The following is a 17,283-nucleotide window of genomic DNA, read 5'->3' on the forward strand; positions in this document are numbered from 1 at the left end:
AGGTGAACACCGTGGTTCGACCTGGTCTGAATTGGCGGAAGAGTTCTTACAGCGCGTCTTCCAATTGTATCGAGATTGCTTTCTCGGACGATACCGTCCTGGTGCGCGACTCTAAGGACAAAGACGGCGGCATCCTCGATTTCACGCCCGCCCAGTGGATCTCTTTCGTCCGCGCGGCCGGGGCCGGAGAATTCTCCCGAAAGCCGGCCGAGTAGATAGCCGAAGAATAAGGCCGGCACGCGCCGGCCTTATTACTCGATCCTACGGTGTCGCCGTCTCCGATTCCGACAGACGTCGTGCCGGCGAGCGCGGCACCTTTTCGTCGAGTACCGGTCGTGGCGGCGCATCACCCGCCGACAATCGCTCCAGCGCTCCGTCGACCAGCTCCAGAGCGGCCTCGTTCTTCAGCGCCACCTGCTCTATCCGCCAGAACGCCTCGAGGTAGATGGCCGTCTCGTTGAGGTCGTCCCGGATGACCATGTCGTCCCCGGTGCGTTCGAGGTACAACACGTCGTCGTCCTCGTCCGCCGGGAACTCGAAGAGCAGATAGGCGGTGCGCTGCCGCTGATAGAGCCCGGCCGAGAAGGGCACGATCCAGACCGTCAGCGTCGGATCGGCCAGCGCCTCCTTGAGCCGTCGGAGCTGGCGGCGCATGACGTCGGGCCCGCCGACCCAGCGGTGGATGACCGCCTCGTCCAGCGCGAAGAACAGCTTCGGTGGATTCGGATGCTGGGCGATCCGGTCCTGGCGCTCCATGCGCAGCTCGACCAGCTTGTCCACCTGCGTTATCAGCGTCGCCTCGGGCTGCGCCACCGGCGGCAGGGTCTCGATGATCGTGGCGCGGGCGTACTCCTCGGTCTGCAGCAGACCGGGCACGAGCAGCGGCTCGAAGTTGCGGATGATGGCGGCCGAAGACTCATAGCCGAGAAACGCCAGGAACTCCGGCGTCGTGGCCTCGCGGTAGGAACTCCACCAGGCCGGCTCCCGCGCGGCGCGGGCCATGTCCACCAGCATCTGCACCCGCTCCGGGTCGCTGACCCGGTAGAGCTGCAGCAACACCTTCAGGTCGTTGATCGAAATCGTGACCGCGCCGGTCTCGATCCTGATCAGCTTGGACAATGACCAGTCCATCGCCGGGGCAACTTCTTTTTGCGTCAGGTTGGCCGCCTCACGCGCTTTGCGCAGCTCCGTCCGTAGCCGTCGCCGCTGAAACATGGGATCAAGGCCGCCCGCCACACTTACCCCCTATTTCCAATGGGACGCAACGGTGCCAGGCCGCGCAACCATTGATTCCTGCCCCCGGCAAGGCGCCTATAGCATAAAGCATCGCACCGACACCGAAACTGTGTCCATTTCGCAGTAAGGATGCCGAGATCAGCACCGGCCGGGAGGGTGGAGCCGCCGGGGGGACTCGAACCCCCAACCGCCCGATTACAAGTCGGGTGCGCTGCCAATTGCGCCACGGCGGCGAAGAACGCCCCGCTGATCCTACGCGCCCCGCGGACCACCCTGCCGCTCAGTTTCCCCCTGCGTCGCCGCACGGGGTGCCACGAGGTGGAACAGTTCGAGTTGGTTGTCGTAGTAGCGGCGGGTCGGGCCGAGGTAGCGCATGCCGAGCCGCCGGCAGACCGCCATCGAGCGCACGTTGTCACCGCGGACCACCGCGAAGACCTCCGGTACACCCAGGCGGAAGCCGCGTTCGATGACGGCGTGCGCGGCCTCGGTGGCGTAGCCGTGATGCCACGAGTCGGGGTGCTGGTGCCAGCCGATCTCGAACCGGTGGTCCCCGGGCAGGGGCTTGAACAGCACCGTTCCGGCAACGACCCCGGTCGCGGTGGACTCGTAGGCGGCGACGACCTGCCGTGGATCGGCCGCCATCCGTTCGTCCCACTGGGCGACGAGGTCCTCCGGGGGTTCGCGCAGGGCGCCGAGGAACTTGACGACCTCCGGTCGGGCGTAGAGGTCGGCGAGCCGGGCGAGGTCGATCGGGTGGTCTGTCCAGGGACGTACGACGAGCCGGGAGGTTGTAGTGATCACGGTCACCCTCCCCACATCTCGAAAGAAGATCGACACGGTACCGGCTGCGCCGACCGATGATCGAACGTTTCCGCTGTTCTGACGGTATCTGCGCAGCTTGGTCGACGGGTCCGTACTGAAGTACGGAAGATGCGATCATCGGGGCGTTCCCTCGGCCGGTCGTTTAACTTAGGATTGCCTTACCTGAATCTTGGGAGGCGCTTGTGACCGGCGACGGCACTGTTGCAGGGGACCCCGTGCCCGCGTTCTCGGCGATCCTGCGTGAGCAGACCCGGTCCGAGCACCGGCACGCCGAGACCACTCCGTACGCAGACGCGCTCGCGCGCGGGCAGGTCGACCGGGCCGGGTTCGCGATGCTGGTCCGCCAGCACCACGCGATCTACGAGGCCCTGGAGTCCGCCTCCGACGCGCTGCGCGACGACGCGGTCGCGGGACCGTTCGTCATCGACGAGCTGCGCCGGCTGCCGGCCCTGGTCGTCGACCTGCACGCGGCGCACGGGGCGGACTGGGCCACGCTGCCGGTGCTGCCGGCCACCGCGGAGTACGTCGCCGCGATCGAGGCCACCGTCGAGGCGCCGCACCGGTTCATCGCGCACCACTACGTGCGCTACCTCGGCGACCTGTCCGGCGGGCAGATCGTCATGCGCATGCTCGAACGGGCCGGGCTCGGCGGCGCGGCGTCGTTCTACGTCTTCGACGGCATCCCGCACAAGCCGCACTTCAAGGCCCGCTACCGCGGACTGCTCGACGAGGCGCCGCTCTCCGACGCCCAGCGCGCCGAGGTGATCGGCGAGGCGCGGGCCGCGTTCCGGCACAACTCCGCCGTCTTCCACGACCTGGGCGGCTTCATCCCCCAGGCGGCCTGAGCCACGGATCAGGCCCGCGGATCAGACCTGCGGGTGGCGGATCCCGGGGTGGTCCGCGGGGAGGGTGCGCTTGAAGACCCACCAGCTCACCGCCAGGCACGCGGCCACCAGCGGCCAGGCCAGCGCCACCCGCGCCACCGTCAGCGCCAGCGCCCGGTCGGCCAACCACAGCGGCGCGAACACCGCCACCCGCACCAGGTACTGCCCCACCCAGACCCAGCTCGCCCACCGGTAGGCGCGCAGCAGCGCGGGATCCCGCCGCCAGCGGAACTTCTGCCCGAGCAGCCCGCCGACCACCACTCCGAGCAGGGGCCAGCGGAACAGGATGCTCACCGCCCAGGCGGCCGCGCTGGCGGCGTTCGACAGGAGCTGGAGAAGGAAGAAGTCGGAGGCGCGGCCGGTGCGGATCGCGATCAACGCGCCCACGGCGACGGCCGCCAATCCCAGAACGACCGCCCGCGGCGTCGCACCCCGGCGCCACCGCCAGGCGGCCACGGCCGCACCGACGACCAGCGCGGCCACGCTGCCGGCGACGATGGCCGGCTCGCCGGGCTGGGCGAGCCCCCACAGCACCCACCCCAGCCCGAACGCCACCGCGGGCAGCGTGGCGTCCACGGCCCCGCGGCGACCACCCAGCAGAGCGGCGAGGCTCTCGGACCGGTCGGGCGCGTGAACGGGTTCGGCGGCCATCGACACCTCCGGGCGAACGGACAGGTTAGGTTAACCTCACCACGTCTTCCGCGATTCGGGTACCTGCCGATTCCCGCCGAGGGTGGCTGATGGGGGCTAGCCTGGCCCCGAGCAGCAAATCCCGACAGGAGGATGTTCCAGTGGCCGTACGCCTCACCAAGGGCGGTAACGTCAACCTGAGCAAGGAGGCCCCGGGGCTCACCGCCGTGGCCCTCGGTCTCGGGTGGGACGTCCGCACGACGACCGGTGAAGACTTCGACCTCGACGCCAGCGCGATCGTGCTCGGTGCCAGCGGCAAAGCCGTCTCCGACCAGCACTTCATCTTCTTCAACAACCTGAAGTCCCCGGACGGCGCGGTCGAGCACGCCGGCGACAACCGCACCGGGGTCGGCGAGGGCGACGACGAGACCATCAAGGTCAACCTCGCGGGCCTCGGCCCCGACGTCGACAAGGTGGTGTTCCTCGCCTCCATCTACGACGCGGACACCCGCAAGCAGGCGTTCGGCCAGGTCCGCAACGCATACATCCGGGTCATCAACCAGGCCGACAACAACGAGCTCGCCCGGTACGACCTCTCCGAGGACTACTCGACCGAGACCGCTCTCGTCTTCGGCGAGCTGTACCGCAACGGCGCCGAGTGGAAGTTCCGCGCGGTCGGCCAGGGCTACGCCTCGGGTCTCGCCGGGGTCGCGGGTGACTACGGCGTAACTGTCTGAGGCTTCCCCGAAACATGAGAAGCCCGCTACGGTGTCAGGACCGTGGCGGGCTTCTGTCTGCCAGGACCCGCCTTTACTCGGATCGTCCGGCACGTTCCTGCCGGTGAAGGAGAGTCGCACCACCATGGCTACGGTCACGTACGCGAAAGCCACCCGGGTCTACCCGGGCGCCAAGACCCCCGCGGTCGACGCCCTCGACCTGGAGATCGGCGACGGCGAGTTCCTCGTCCTCGTCGGCCCGTCGGGTTGCGGCAAGTCCACCAGCCTCCGGATGCTCGCCGGGCTCGAGGACGTCAACAGCGGCAACATCTTCATCAACCAGAACGACGTCACCCACCTGCCGCCGAAGGCGCGCGACATCGCGATGGTCTTCCAGAACTACGCGCTCTACCCGCACATGTCGGTCTACGACAACATGGCGTTCGCGCTGAAGCTGCGCAAGACGCCGAAGAGCGAGATCGAGGCGCGGGTCAAGGAAGCCGCCAAGATGCTGCAGCTGGAGGAGTACCTCAGCCGCAAGCCGAAGGCGCTCTCCGGCGGTCAGCGCCAGCGTGTCGCCATGGGCCGCGCCATCGTGCGTCACCCGCAGGTGTTCCTCATGGACGAGCCGCTGTCCAACCTCGACGCCAAGCTGCGGGTCCAGACCCGTTCGCAGATCGCGACGATGCAGGCCAAGCTCGGCGTCACCACCGTCTACGTGACCCACGACCAGGTCGAGGCCATGACGATGGGCCACCGGGTGGCCGTTCTGCTCGACGGGCACCTGCAGCAGGTCGACACGCCGCGCGCGCTCTACGACCGGCCGGCCAACGTCTTCGTCGCCGGGTTCATGGGCTCCCCCGCCATGAACATCAAGACCGTCGGCCTCACCGACCAGGGCGCGAAGTTCGTCGACATGCTGCTGCCGCTCACCCGCGACCAGGTCGCCGCCGCCCAGGCCGACGGCGGCAACGGCCGCGTGACCATCGGGTTCCGCCCCGAGGACACCGAGATCGTGGGCGGGCTCGACAAGGGCATGCCGATCACCGTCGACCTGGTCGAGGAGCTGGGCTCGGACGCGTTCGTCTACGGCACGGTCGCGCTGGAGGGCCAGGACGAGCGGTTCACCGTTCGGGCCGACCCGCGCAAGGTGCCGCAGCTCGGCGAGGTCGTGCACGTGCGGCCGCGGCCGGACAGCCACCACGCGTTCAACGCGGCGACGGGTCTCCGTCTCGGCTGACGTACCGACGGAAAAGGGGCCGGTTTCCCGGCCCCTTTTTCATGTCATGCGTTGCGTCTGCGGGCCACCTCGGCGAGCGTGACCGCCGCCGCGACGGAGGCGTTCAGCGACTCGATGTCGGAGACCATCGGGATGCCGACCTTCAGGTCACAGGCCTCTCCGACCAGGCGCGACAGCCCGCGCCCCTCCGAGCCGACCACCACGATCAGCGGCCCGTCCGCCACTTCCAGGTCGTAGATCGACATCTCGGCGTCGGCGTCGAGGCCCGCCACGACGAAGCCCGCCTGCTGCGCCTGCCGGATCGCGCGGGTCAGGTTGACCACCTGCGCCACGGGGATCCGGGCCGCCGCGCCGGCGCTGGTGCGCCACGCCGACGCCGTCACCGTCGCGGCGCGGCGTTCCGGCACGAAGATGCCCTGTGCCCCGAAGGCCGCCGCCGAGCGCAGGACCGCGCCGAGGTTGCGCGGATCGGTCACGCCATCAAGAGCCACCAGCAGGGGGAACGGCGTTTCGAGCGACGCCGCCACCATGTCCTCGAACGACTCGTAGGCGAACGGCGGCACCTGCACGCCGATCCCCTGGTGCAGCACCCCGCCGGTGAGCCGGTCCAGCTCGTTGCGGCTCACCTCCAGGATCGCGATGCCGCGGTCGCCGGCGGTGCGGATCGCCTCGTTGACGCGTTCGTCGACCTCGATGCCCTGCGCCACGTACAGCGCCGTCACCGGAACGTGCGCGCGCAGCGCCTCCACCACGGGATTGCGCCCGACGAGCAGCTCCGGGGAGTCCTTCGACGGGATCGAACGCCGCCCGGGCGCCACGCGGGGACCGCCCCGGGGTCGGGCCGGCCCGCCACGGCCGACCGCCCGGTTGGCACCGGCACGCGCCTTGCCACCGGTGTTCTTGACGGCGGCGCTCTTCTTGAACGGCTTCCCGTCCGAGGTCTTCCCCGGCACGTACCCGCCCGCCTTGGGCGCACGGCCCTCGGCGGCGGCGGCGCGCCGCTCCTTCTCCTGCTTCCACTGGGTGCGCTGGGGCAGGTCCTCGCCCTCGTACGCCTTGTGCCACGGCCGGTCCGAAGCCGGCAGGGTCTTGCCGCGCCCTTCGAGCGACTGGCGGCCCTTGCCGCCCGACCCCATCGTGGCTCCCTTCTTGGACGTGGTCCGCCGATTGCGGCGCTGGGAGTTACCTGGCATTGACTGACCACCTAGGTCCGGAGGGAGTGTCTTCCACGTCGACGCCGGCCGCACGCAGCTGGTCCCGAACGGCATCGGCAGCCGCCCAGTCCTTACGGGCACGTGCCGCCTGCCGCTGCTCCAGCGCGAGCTTGACCAGCGCATCGACCACCGGCACCAGGGCCGACCGAGACCCGGCCGTCCACTGGGGATCCAGCGGGTCGGTCCCGAGAATAGCCGTCATGGCCCGCACGGCCGCCAGGGCGGTGCGCACGGCGTCGTCGTCGCCCGCGGTCAGGGCCGCGTTGCCGTGGCGCACGGTGTCGTGCACCACCGCGAGGGCGCGCGAGGTGTTGAGGTCGTCATCCATCGCCGCCACGAACTCGTCCGGCAGCTCGCCCGGCTCCACGGCGCCGACGTTTTCGGCGGCCCGCGTCACGAAGCCCTCGATGCGCTGGTAGCCGGTGGCCGCCTCGCGCAGCGCCTCGTCCGAGTAGTCGATCGTCGAACGGTAGTGCGGCGACGCGAGGTAGTAGCGCAGCTCCACCGGGCGGATGCCGGCCTGCACCAGCGCCGCGAGGTCGATGACGTTGCCCAGGGACTTGCTCATCTTGGAGTCGCCGAGATTGAGCAGCGCGTGGTGCACCCAGTACCGGGCGAACGGCAGCCCCGCCGCGCGCGACTGGGCGATCTCGTTCTCGTGGTGCGGGAAGCGCAGGTCCAGCCCACCGCCGTGGATGTCGAACTCGTCGCCGAGGTAGCGCCAGCACATGGCGGAGCACTCGATGTGCCAGCCGGGCCGCCCCGGACCCCACGGCGAGGGCCACTGCGCATCGGCCGGCTCGTCGGCCTTGGCACCCTTCCACAGCGCGAAGTCGCGGGGATCGCGCTTGCCGCGCAGTGGCGCGTCGGGCGCGGCCTCCATGTCCTCGACCTTCTGGCCGGTCAGCGCGCCGTACTCCGCGTGCGAACGCACGTCGAAGTACACGTCGCCGCAGCCGTCCGTCGACGGGTAGGCGTGCCCCTTGTCGATCAGCTTCCGGATCAGTTCGATGATCTCGGGGATCACGCCGGTGGCGCGCGGCTCGTAGGTCGGCGCCATGACCCCGAGCGCGGTGTAGTCGTCGTCGAGCAGCTTCTCGTTGGCGTACGCGAGCGCCCAGTAGGGCAGGCCCTTGTCGGTGGCCTTCTCGATCACCTTGTCGTCGATGTCGGTGATGTTGCGGACGAACGTCACGTCGTAGCCGCTGCGCAGCAGCCAACGCCGCAGGACGTCGTAATTCACCCCCGACCGGAGATGGCCGATATGCGGGCCGGCCTGCACGGTGACCCCACACAGGTAGACCGAGACCTTGCCGGGAACGCGCGGCGTGAAGTCGCGCACCGATCTGGTCGCAGTGTCATACAGGCGTAGGCTCACCGATCCAGGTTACCGGTTATGGATATGTCATTTTGAGCACGTCCAGCGCGTCATCCAACTGCGCCTCGGTGAGCTTCCCCGATGCGACGTGGCCGCGTTCGAGGACCACCTGACGGATCGTCTTGCCCTCGGCGAGGGACTGTTTGGCGATCGCGGCCGCCTCGTCGTAGCCGAGGTAGCGGTTGAGCGGGGTGACGATCGAGGGCGAACTCTCGGCGTACTCGCGGAGCTGGTCGACGTTCGCCGAGAGATCCTTTATGCAGCGGTCGGCGAGCAGGCGGCCGACGGCGGAGAGCAGCCGGATCGAACCGAGGAGATTGGACGCCATCACCGGGATCATCACGTTGAGCTCGAAGTCGCCCTGCGACCCGGCGAACGCGACGGCGGCGTCGTTGCCGATCACCTGCGCGACCACCTGGCGCACCGCCTCCGGGATCACCGGGTTGACCTTGCCCGGCATGATCGACGAACCCGGCTGGAGGTCGGGGATGCGCAGCTCGCGCAGGCCGGCCCGCGGCCCGGAGCCCATCCAGCGGATGTCGTTGACGATCTTGTAGAGCCCGACGGCGATCACCCGGAGCTGCCCCGACGCCTCCACCAGCGCGTCCCGGGCGCCCTGCGCCTCGAAATGGTCGCGGGCCTCACTCACCGGGAGGCCGGTCTCGGCCGCGAGCCGTTCGATGACCAGCTGGGGGAACCCGTGCGGCGTGTTGATGCCCGTGCCGACGGCCGTGCCGCCCAGGGGCAGTTCGGCGAGGCGCGGCAGGATCGACTGGAGCCGCTCGACCCCGTAGCGCACCTGGGCCGCGTAGCCGGCGAACTCCTGGCCCAGCGTCACCGGCGTCGCGTCCATCAGGTGCGTGCGGCCGGACTTCACGACCGTGGCGAACTCGTCGGACTTCGCCTTCAGCGCCTCGGCGAGGTGTTCGAGCGCGGGGATCAGGTCGTGCGTGACGGCCGCCGTCGCCGCCAGGTGCACCGACGAGGGGAAGACGTCGTTGGAGGACTGCGAGGCGTTGACGTGGTCGTTCGGGTGGACGGGCGCGCCGAGCTTGCGGGTCGCCAGCGTCGCCAGCACCTCGTTGGTGTTCATGTTCGAACTGGTGCCGGAGCCGGTCTGGAAGACGTCCACCGGGAAGTGCTCGTCGTGCCGGCCGTCGGCCACCTCCGCGGCGGCCGCGACGATCGCGTCGGCCTGCGCGTGCTCCAGCACACCGAGCTCGGCGTTGACGGCCGCGGCGGCGGCCTTGATCTGCGCGAGTGCGCGGATGTGCGCGCGTTCGAGCCGCTGGCCGGAGATCGGGAAGTTTTCCACCGCCCGTTGCGTCTGGGCCCGGTACAGCGCGTGTGCCGGAACCTTGACCTCACCCATGGTGTCGCGTTCGACCCGATACTCCATGGTCTTCATACTGCCGCTGCTTCACCGCAACGGCGACCGCTCCGGCCGTGAGCCCCAATACGATCGCCGCGATGATCCGGGTGCCGAGGGCGCCGTAGTTGTTGTGGTGGGGCAGCAGCGGTGTGGCGATCCACACGGGCACCGCGACGATCGCGAACGCCGTCCAGAACCGGCGCGGCTCGCGCGGCGGCAGCGCGGGCGGCTCCCCGTGCCAGCGCACCAGCAGCCGACTCCGTCCGATGTGGACGAACCCCGCCACCACGGCCAGCCCGCCGAGCGCCGAACTCGGCAGGTCCGACACGTAGTACCAGGCGAGCGGCATCCGCTCGTACCAGTCGAAACCGAGGATCGCGTTGAGCCAGCCGTCGGTGTGCGTGAGGAAGTCCCAGAACAGGTGCGTGGCCGCGCCGAGCACGGCCGAGTACGCGGTGACCCACCACGGGTGGCCGCTGTGCCTGATGACGGCCCAGTCCGGTGAGATCGGCAGGTGCGCGGCGACCGCCGGGGCGGCCCGACGCAGCAGCGCGGCGACGACGAACGTGACCGGCAGGCTCCACCAGAACAGCGACGCCACCGTGTGCGTCCGGATCGTCCACGGGATCCCGTCGAACGGGTAGATCAGGTCCGGCGCGGCCGCTCCCACGTACAGCGCCACCCCGTCGAACCGGTGCGGCCACCGCAGCTTCAGCGGAAGAACGGCGGCCTGATGCGACGGAAACGTGAGCGGCATGTACTCCGACGCTAGCCGCCGGATGTGGACGCAGGGTGGGGATCCCGCGGTGATCTTGCAGTTGTGGCTGCGACAAAGGATGCGCGGGGTGGGCAAGTCGGGCACCACAACTGCAAGATCGGCGGGCTCAGGCCAGGGCGAAGCGTTCCGCGTGGATCTGGATACCGGGGACGCCGAGCGCCTTGAGGGACTTTACGACCGCCTCGGTCATCCGGGGCGGGCCGCACACGTACACGTCGCGGTGCTGGATGTCCGGCACCAGCGCGTACAGCCCCTGCGGCTCGAACGGCGCGTTGCCCGGCCCCGTGCGCCCCGGGAGCACGCGCAGTAGGGCGTTGCGTTCGCGGGCCAGCGCCTCCAACTCGGCGAGCAGCACGGCGTCGCGCAGGTCCGGCACCCGGTACAGCACCACGGTCGGCACGTACGACTCCTCCAGCAGCGAACGCACCGGCGTGATCCCGACGCCGCCCGCGATCAGCAGCCGGGCCGGCTTCGTCTGGTGGATGGAGGTGAACGCGCCGTACGGCCCCTCGGCGAAGACCCGCGTGCCGACCGGCAGGTGCCGCAGCCCGGCGCTCGTGCTGCCGACGGCCTTCGCGGTCAGGCGCAGCGAGCGGCCGTTCGGTGCCGCCGACAGGGAGAACGGGTTGGCCTGCCACCAGCGGTTGTGCCCGGGGAAGCGCCAGATCATGAACTGGCCCGCCCGCGCCGGCAGCCTGTCCAGGTGCCGCCCGGTGACGTGCACCGAGACGACGTCGTCCGACTCGGGCACCACGGCCGCCACCCGGAACTGGTGATAGTGGTTGCGCCACAAGGGAAGGATCACCCGCCCGCCGACGAGTGCGCCGAGGACCAGCGCCCACAGAGCCCACCAGTAGAGCGTCGCCACCGGCGAGGAGAACGTCGTCCCCTCCAGGAACTGGTGCACCATCCCGAGCAGCAGCGCGAGATACACGCACATGTGGATCCCGTGCCACACCTCGTACGAGAGCCGTCGGCGCAGGAACCGGAACGAGACGGAAGCGATCCCCACGATGATCGCCGCCGCGCAGATCCCCAGCAGCCCGGCCGGCACCGCCGCCAGCGCGAAGAAGGTCGTCCACGGCGCCGCGTCGTCCAGGGCGGAGTAGCCGAGCACCACGAAGCTGCCGTGCAGCACCACCGTCCACAGCAGCGAGAACCCGATCCAGCGGTGCCAGGCCGTCAGGCGGTCCATGCCGATGCGGCGGTCCAACCAGGGAATGCGCGCGATGAGGGTCAGTTGCAGCATCATCAGCAGGGCGGCGTGCAGCCCGAAGAACTTCGCGGCCGTCAGGATGCCGTTCTTGCCGGTGCCGTAGAGCGCGAACATCACCTCCACCACGAGCAGATGGAACCCGACGGCGGCCCACAGCGCGGCCCGCGCGAGCATGACGGGCGGGGCGATCGGTCGCGCCGCGGGTGGACTCATCGGCTGGCTCAGACCGGTCATGACAGCGCTCCTCACCTGGGGTTCTGCCCGGTGGACACGCTGCCGTCGGCGAAGCGGTTCAGCAATAGCGGATCTACGACAGAGCCTTTTCCAGCCAGCGCCGGAAGGCGGGGTAGTCGGCGCGCCGGCTCAGGAAGCACTTCACGGGCAGGCCGTCCCCTTCCAGGCCCGTCCGTCCCTTTTCGTCGATCACCACGTCCAGCAGACTCGATTGAACGAACGGGAGCTGCATCGCCTCGGCCAGGGTCAGCGCGTCGTGCTGCATGGAGGCCGGGTGCGCGTCGGCGTACCACCGTTCGAGATGAGCGACGAGAAAGGGCGCCCAGGCCGGCGCCCCCGGACGGACCAGCAGCGCGTACTCCGGGGACTCCCTCGTCAGCGCCATCTCGGGCCGGAACGTCACGTCGGACGTCACCAGGCGCGGGCGCGGCACCGCCGGCAGCACGGCGCGCACGGCCGCCACGTCGAGCCGGAAGTTGTGTTGGGCCCGCGAAGGGTCGCGATAGTTGAGGGCGCCGCCCATCTGGGTCAGCGCGAACCGCTCCGCCAACTCGGGCCGGGCGGCCAGCACGTCGGCGAGGTTGGACAGCGGGCCCATGCCGACCCAGCGGACCGGGCCGACGGCCTCGGCGCACACCGCCCCGACCGCCGCGATCACATCCGTGGGCTGCGCCCCGACGGAAGCAGGGACCAGCCCGTCGGCGTGCCAGTACGGCGTGCGCGGGCTGACCTCGCGGCCGGCGACGACGGACACGTCCGGGCGGCCGGCCAGGTCCAGCAGGTGCCGCGCGAAGCGGGCCCGTTCGCCGCCGTGCTCGTCGGAGGTGAGCACGAGGCGCAGTTCCGGGACGAGGGCGGCCGCCGCCACGAGGGCCACGGCGTCGTCCGGGTCGCCGCCGACGTCCGTGTCGATGATCATCGGGGCGCGCACCAGGGGCGGCCGCATCGGTGCGCCGCGCTCCAGCGCGTCGGCCTGCGCGGTCATGCCGAGCGCCCGGTAGCGCGCGATGAGGGCGTCGCGTTCGGCGTTCAGCTCCTCGGAAGAAGTCACAGTGCCCCCCGCTCAGCGCTCGGCGCCGCCTGAAGGCGGCGACCTCCTTCCGGCCGCCGCGGCGCCGCTCGCACGCTCATCTGAGCTCCTCCGCCTTGGCCGCCGCGAACGCCTCCCGCGCCTTGACGGTCGGCAGGGCATCGTATTCGTACCAGATCGCCGACTTCTCGGCCTCCGACAGGCTCGACCTGCCCAGCGCCTTCGCCAGCGTGCCCACCGCGTCCTTGTCACCGCGCCGCACGAACGAGTCCATCACCCGCGCGAACTGCGGATCGACGTCCTCCTCGCGCCCCGCCCACTTGCGCACCTGCTCGGTGAAGCGGTTCGCGCCGTCGGCCAACTCCTTCTCCCAGTCGCCGCCGGCGTCGCGCAGGGCGGCGATGCGTTCCGCCTCGTCCTTGACGGCCTGCAGGTTGACGTCCTTGACCGCTTCGCGCATCTTCGGATCCGCGTACTCCGGCGCCACCCGCTGCGGCACGAACCCCTTGAGCGGATCGCCGCCCTCCTCCGACTGCGGCACCTGGAACGGCTTGCCGTCCTTGAACCCCTTCGGGCTGCTGTCGGTGCCGTGCAGCGTCTCCTCGATGGTGGCCACGGCGTCCTTGTTCTGGAAGGTGCGCCCCGGGTCGGCCGGCATCTCCGACACCGGCCGGCCGCCGTTGCTCTCGTGCGCCTCCAGGTGCAGCACCATCCCCTGCTTCGAGCCGGGGTGCGGATCCGTCGAGGACTCGCCGAAGAACGCGAGATAGCCCTTCCAGCGGTTCTCCGGGAAGACGGCCGCCAGGAGTTCCTGCACGGTGCCCTTGAAACTGGTGTCGACCAGCACGATGGGGCGGCCCTCCTCGCCGATGGGCAGGCCGTTCTCCGACAGGTAGTTCGCCAGGGTCTGGCGGGCACCGGGGATGTCGGCGGGATCGACCTTGCCGGCCGCCTGACGGAAGTCGGCGATCTCGGGAAAAGCCTTGCCGGCGTTCTGTTCCAGGTCCAGCACGGCCGACTCGACGACGGCGCGGGAGAGCACGACCTCCCGGCAACTGCTGGCGAAGAACTGCGGGTCGAGCGCCTGGGTCGCCACGGCGAGCGAGTGGCCGTCGCGGCCGACGAAGACGATCACGGCCCCCTCGGCGGCGTCGGCCTTGATCAGCGGCAGCATCTTGTTCGCCACGTCGACGATGAACGGCGCGCTGAACTCCTTCGCCACGTCGTACGCCACCCCGAGCGCGTCGAGCTGCTCGGCGCCCTCGACGCCCAGCCGGCTCGCGGCGGCCTCGACGGCCTGCCCGCGCTTCGCCGCCGCGAGCGCGGCCTCTTCGGCACCCGCGACCGGGCCGACCTCCTCCGGAGCGGCCTTTCCCTTGATCAGTTTCTTGGCGGTGAAGAGAACGGTGAACAGGAAGACGACGCCCTGGCCGATCCGTTCGCTCGACTCGAAGGCGTCCATCTCCTTGCCGAACGCCCGCTGCCCCACCACGCCCTCGACGATGAACGGGATGCCGGTGAGGTCGGCGATACCGAGCCCGACCAGGCCCAGCCCCTTCCAGAACCCGGCCGACTGCCCCGGGTTGTCCGCGTAGAACTGCTGGAACCGCGCGTGGATCCCGAGCCCGATGCCGGCGAGCAGCAGCACCACGGCCGTCACCAGGGCGGCGATGGCGCTGACCTTCGCGATGAGGATCACCAGGCCGCCGAGGAGCAGGCCGACGGCCACCATCGCCAGCCCGGACAGGATCCCGAACAGCAGCCCGCCCCAGAAGTCGCCGAAGGTCTCCTTGAACCACTTGCGGACGCTGGCGTACAGCTCGGCCGCCCAGTCGGTGACCCGGTCCCACCAGGACTTTTCCTCTTCGGCCTCGGCCTTGCGCCGCTCTTCCTCCTTGAGCCGGGCGTGCTCGTCGGCGACCTTCCCGCTCGCGTCGGCGGTCTGCGCGCGGGCCTGGCCGGCGAGGTCGTCCTGTGCGGTTAGGCCCGCGTCGACCGTGGCGCCGAGCTGCCGCATCGCCGGCCCGTGCGCGTCGCCGGTGGCCGTCACGAACTGCCGGCTCGCATCGGTGATGCGCCCCTCGGCCTCGGTGATGCCCTCCCCGAGCTGCTGCCGGACCCGGCCGGCCGCGTCGCGGATCTCCTGCGCCGCCGTGTCGCCGCCCGCGACCAGTCCCTGCCGCACCTGGTTGCCGGTGGTGTCGGCGATCCCGCGGTGCGCCTGGACGAGTTCGTCGAGGCGCGCGGTGAGCTCGTCGCCGATCGGCCCGAGCGCGCCCTCCACGGCGTCCGGACTTTCCTCCCGCACCTCCTGGTCGAACGACATGAGCGCCTGCCCGGCCTGCCCGCCGGCCTCCTGAGCGGTGGCCGTGGCCTGCGACTCCCAGGCGTCGACCTCGGCGAGTGCGGTGCCGCGCTGCTGTTCGAGGCTGGCGATCGTCTGTGCACCGAGGGCCTGCACGGCGGTGACGGCGTCGGCGGCCTGGCTGTCGAGGAGGGCGTTCACCTGCGGATGCAACTCGTCGATGAGCTGAACGGCCGGCGCCACGGCCGCGTCGAGGGCGGCGATGTGCTCGGCCAGCGGGCCGTCGTAGTTGACCGCGGCGTGGTCGGCCGCCTGGGTGCGCACCCGCCCGGCGAGCTGCGCGCCGTCCTGCCGCATCGCGCCGGCCGTGTCGGCACCGATGTCGCCGGCCACCTTCCGCTGGGCGCCGGCCAGGTCGGGATCGTCGGCGGTCGAGGCGTTCTGCGCGTCGGCCTGCACCGCGCCGGCGCGTTGCTGGCTCTCGCCTGCGGCCCTGGCGGATTCGGCCTCGGCCGCGGCGGCAAGCTCCTGCTTGAGGCCGGCGATCCAGGTCTGCGCCTGTTCGACGGCGATTCGGTGCGCGTCGGCGAGCCGCTGCCGATCGGCCTGCACCTGCGCGTCGAACGCCGCCTTCTCCTCGCCGGCCGCGGTGGTGATCGCCAGGGCGGCCCCGTCCGCCGTGGTCCGCACGCCCGCGATCTGCAGGTCGTACGCGTCGGTCACCGACGTCCGGGCCGCCGCGGCGGCCTGCTGGATCTTCGTCTGGAGGCGGGCGACGGTCGGTTCGACCATGCCGGCCACCTCGGCCGGGGTCGCCGTCACGGCCTCGACGGTCGGCGGCGCGGCCACCGGGCCGGCGGTGACGGGCGCGACGCTCATCGCCGCCGGCGGCGCGGGCGCGCTCAGGCTGGGGATCGCCACCGGCGCGCTCATCGGACCGGCCGGCGACACGGGACCGGCCAGCGACGTCGGGCCCGCAGTGGCGAGCGGGCCGGGGCCGCTCGTGGCGCTACCGCCGTCAGCGGTCGACCGGTCGGCGGCGAGGCGTGCCGTGGCGGCGTTTCCCGCCAGCATGCTCATGTCGCCGACCAGTGGCGCCCCGGCGGCAGGCTTCTCGTCCGGCCTCGCGAGCACCGCCGTCACGGCGGCGTTGCCGCCGCTGGCGTAGGCGCCCTGCGCGCCCTCCGGGGCTGCTTCGGCCGCGCCGCGTCCGGCCGGCGCGGCCGTGGTCTGCTCCGCCTCCGGACCGACGGCCTCGGTCTCCGGGCTACCGTCCGACCGGTTCCTCACACCGGCGGAGCCTATCGACCAATGACAACCTTCCGTCAGGACCGGATGCCGACAGTAAGCACCGGTTTGGTGACCTCTGCAAAGAGGTAAAGGGGCTACCCATACCGGGTCGCGCCTCAGTCGACGGCGTGGAGCCGGCGCCCGGGCGGGGTCGGCGGTTCCTTGCCGAGGCCGTCGAGATAGCCGCGGTTGTAGCTGGCCTTCGCCGCCTCGGCGATTCCGGCTTCGACCCGTGGCCCGATCGCTCGCACCTCGCGCAGCAGGGCGCTGTCGTAGACGTCGGTGTCCCGGTCATCTACGCGGAGCCGGGCGAGCTGGCGGACGATCTGCCTGCGCTCGCCGCTCTCGGCCTGACGCTGAGCGTTCGCTGTGGCGTTGCCGGCGGTGAGCCAGGCGACGACGCCGACGAGCCCGACGGTGATGGTGAGGTCGAGGACGTCCACGATGAAGTGGGCCAGGTCCAGGGCGAGGAGTGCCCCTACCTCGATCGCGACGACGGCAGCGACGACCGCCGCGATGGTGGTGACTGCGCGAAAGCTCGGCCGTTTCGCGTAGCGCATATGAGTCTCCTTGGGTCTCCTCCGATTGGGGATGCCTGCCCACAGGGGATCTATGTTGCTGCTGGTGACGCGTGTTTTACAGGGGATGTTCGGATTAGCTGCGAGATCGACTCGTCATCACATAGTGCGAATCCGGACATCCGGGCAGCGATAGGTGGACATCGGATACGGGCCGTTCGGCGGATCGCGCGCCGGCATCTACGCCCATCGCGTTCGACCATGCCGGCATGAGATCGGCCCGTTCACCTGAGGTAAACCACACCGGTCGCACTTCTGACCCTAGGCCCAGGTGTCATCTTCTGGCCCTACAGCCCCGCCCGACACCACCGTTGTGCCGGGCGGAGGCCAGCAATACCCCATTCGGGGGGGGGGGGGGGG

At 70.6% G+C, this 17,283-nt stretch carries 15 protein-coding genes and 1 tRNA gene; 4 read left to right on the top strand and 12 right to left on the bottom strand.

Features of this window, described 5'->3' with window-relative positions:
• The first annotated feature begins 11 nt into the window (after nt 1-11).
• The gene (locus Val02_RS42440; protein WP_203905040.1) at nt 12-215 is read left to right on the top strand and encodes a DUF397 domain-containing protein; all 204 of its coding nucleotides are present in this window, start codon (nt 12-14) and stop codon (nt 213-215) included.
• Nucleotides 216-261: 46 nt separating this feature from the next.
• On the opposite strand, the gene Val02_RS42445 is transcribed toward Val02_RS42440, so the two are convergent.
• From Val02_RS42445 to Val02_RS42455, 3 genes are all read right to left on the bottom strand, one after another.
• Complete coding sequence (locus tag Val02_RS42445; protein ID WP_203905021.1) at nt 262-1,236, bottom strand: helix-turn-helix domain-containing protein; 975 nt, start codon at nt 1,234-1,236, stop codon at nt 262-264.
• A gap of 157 nt (nt 1,237-1,393) precedes the next feature.
• A tRNA-Thr gene (locus tag Val02_RS42450) sits at nt 1,394-1,469 on the bottom strand.
• 19 nt (nt 1,470-1,488) lie between these two features.
• The gene (locus tag Val02_RS42455; protein ID WP_239153763.1) at nt 1,489-2,037 is read right to left on the bottom strand and encodes a GNAT family N-acetyltransferase; all 549 of its coding nucleotides are present in this window, start codon (nt 2,035-2,037) and stop codon (nt 1,489-1,491) included.
• Nucleotides 2,038-2,273: 236 nt separating this feature from the next.
• Here Val02_RS42455 and Val02_RS42460 point away from each other — a divergent pair, with 236 nt between their 5' ends.
• Nucleotides 2,274-2,903, top strand: coding sequence for a biliverdin-producing heme oxygenase (locus tag Val02_RS42460; RefSeq protein ID WP_203905023.1), 630 nt, complete (start codon nt 2,274-2,276; stop codon nt 2,901-2,903).
• 21 nt (nt 2,904-2,924) lie between these two features.
• On the opposite strand, the gene Val02_RS42465 is transcribed toward Val02_RS42460, so the two are convergent.
• Complete coding sequence (locus Val02_RS42465) at nt 2,925-3,593, bottom strand: DUF3159 domain-containing protein (RefSeq protein WP_203905024.1); 669 nt, start codon at nt 3,591-3,593, stop codon at nt 2,925-2,927.
• 140 nt (nt 3,594-3,733) lie between these two features.
• Between Val02_RS42465 and Val02_RS42470 the strand changes: the two genes are divergently transcribed.
• Complete coding sequence (locus Val02_RS42470; protein WP_203905025.1) at nt 3,734-4,309, top strand: TerD family protein; 576 nt, start codon at nt 3,734-3,736, stop codon at nt 4,307-4,309.
• Nucleotides 4,310-4,433: 124 nt separating this feature from the next.
• Complete coding sequence (locus Val02_RS42475; protein WP_203905026.1) at nt 4,434-5,528, top strand: ABC transporter ATP-binding protein; 1,095 nt, start codon at nt 4,434-4,436, stop codon at nt 5,526-5,528.
• Between the two features lie 44 nt (nt 5,529-5,572).
• On the opposite strand, the gene rlmB is transcribed toward Val02_RS42475, so the two are convergent.
• From rlmB to Val02_RS42515, 8 genes are all read right to left on the bottom strand, one after another.
• Nucleotides 5,573-6,721: a 23S rRNA (guanosine(2251)-2'-O)-methyltransferase RlmB gene (gene rlmB, locus Val02_RS42480; protein ID WP_203905027.1), complete on the bottom strand. Its 1,149-nt coding sequence runs from the start codon at nt 6,719-6,721 to the stop codon at nt 5,573-5,575.
• A complete protein-coding gene (gene cysS, locus Val02_RS42485; RefSeq protein WP_203905028.1) occupies nt 6,711-8,120 on the bottom strand; it encodes a cysteine--tRNA ligase in 1,410 nt (469 codons plus the stop codon). Before cysS ends, rlmB begins: the two co-directional genes overlap by 11 nt.
• Nucleotides 8,121-8,136: 16 nt before the next feature.
• Nucleotides 8,137-9,528, bottom strand: a complete 1,392-nt coding sequence (locus tag Val02_RS42490; RefSeq protein WP_203905029.1) for a class II fumarate hydratase — start codon at nt 9,526-9,528, stop codon at nt 8,137-8,139.
• A complete protein-coding gene (locus tag Val02_RS42495) occupies nt 9,485-10,249 on the bottom strand; it encodes a DUF4184 family protein (RefSeq protein ID WP_203905030.1) in 765 nt (254 codons plus the stop codon). The genes Val02_RS42490 and Val02_RS42495 overlap by 44 nt, the downstream gene beginning before the upstream one ends.
• A gap of 127 nt (nt 10,250-10,376) precedes the next feature.
• Nucleotides 10,377-11,720, bottom strand: coding sequence for a ferredoxin reductase family protein (locus Val02_RS42500; RefSeq protein WP_239153765.1), 1,344 nt, complete (start codon nt 11,718-11,720; stop codon nt 10,377-10,379).
• A 73-nt stretch (nt 11,721-11,793) separates the two neighbouring features.
• The gene (locus Val02_RS42505; RefSeq protein ID WP_203905031.1) at nt 11,794-12,771 is read right to left on the bottom strand and encodes a nucleoside hydrolase; all 978 of its coding nucleotides are present in this window, start codon (nt 12,769-12,771) and stop codon (nt 11,794-11,796) included.
• Nucleotides 12,772-12,847: 76 nt separating this feature from the next.
• Nucleotides 12,848-16,345: a hypothetical protein gene (locus Val02_RS42510; protein ID WP_203905032.1), complete on the bottom strand. Its 3,498-nt coding sequence runs from the start codon at nt 16,343-16,345 to the stop codon at nt 12,848-12,850.
• A gap of 116 nt (nt 16,346-16,461) precedes the next feature.
• Nucleotides 16,462-16,905: a hypothetical protein gene (locus Val02_RS42515; RefSeq protein ID WP_203905033.1), complete on the bottom strand. Its 444-nt coding sequence runs from the start codon at nt 16,903-16,905 to the stop codon at nt 16,462-16,464.
• Nucleotides 16,906-17,283: the final 378 nt, after the last annotated feature.

Source organism: Virgisporangium aliadipatigenens, assembly GCF_016863615.1.
Lineage (GTDB): Bacteria > Actinomycetota > Actinomycetes > Mycobacteriales > Micromonosporaceae > Virgisporangium > Virgisporangium aliadipatigenens.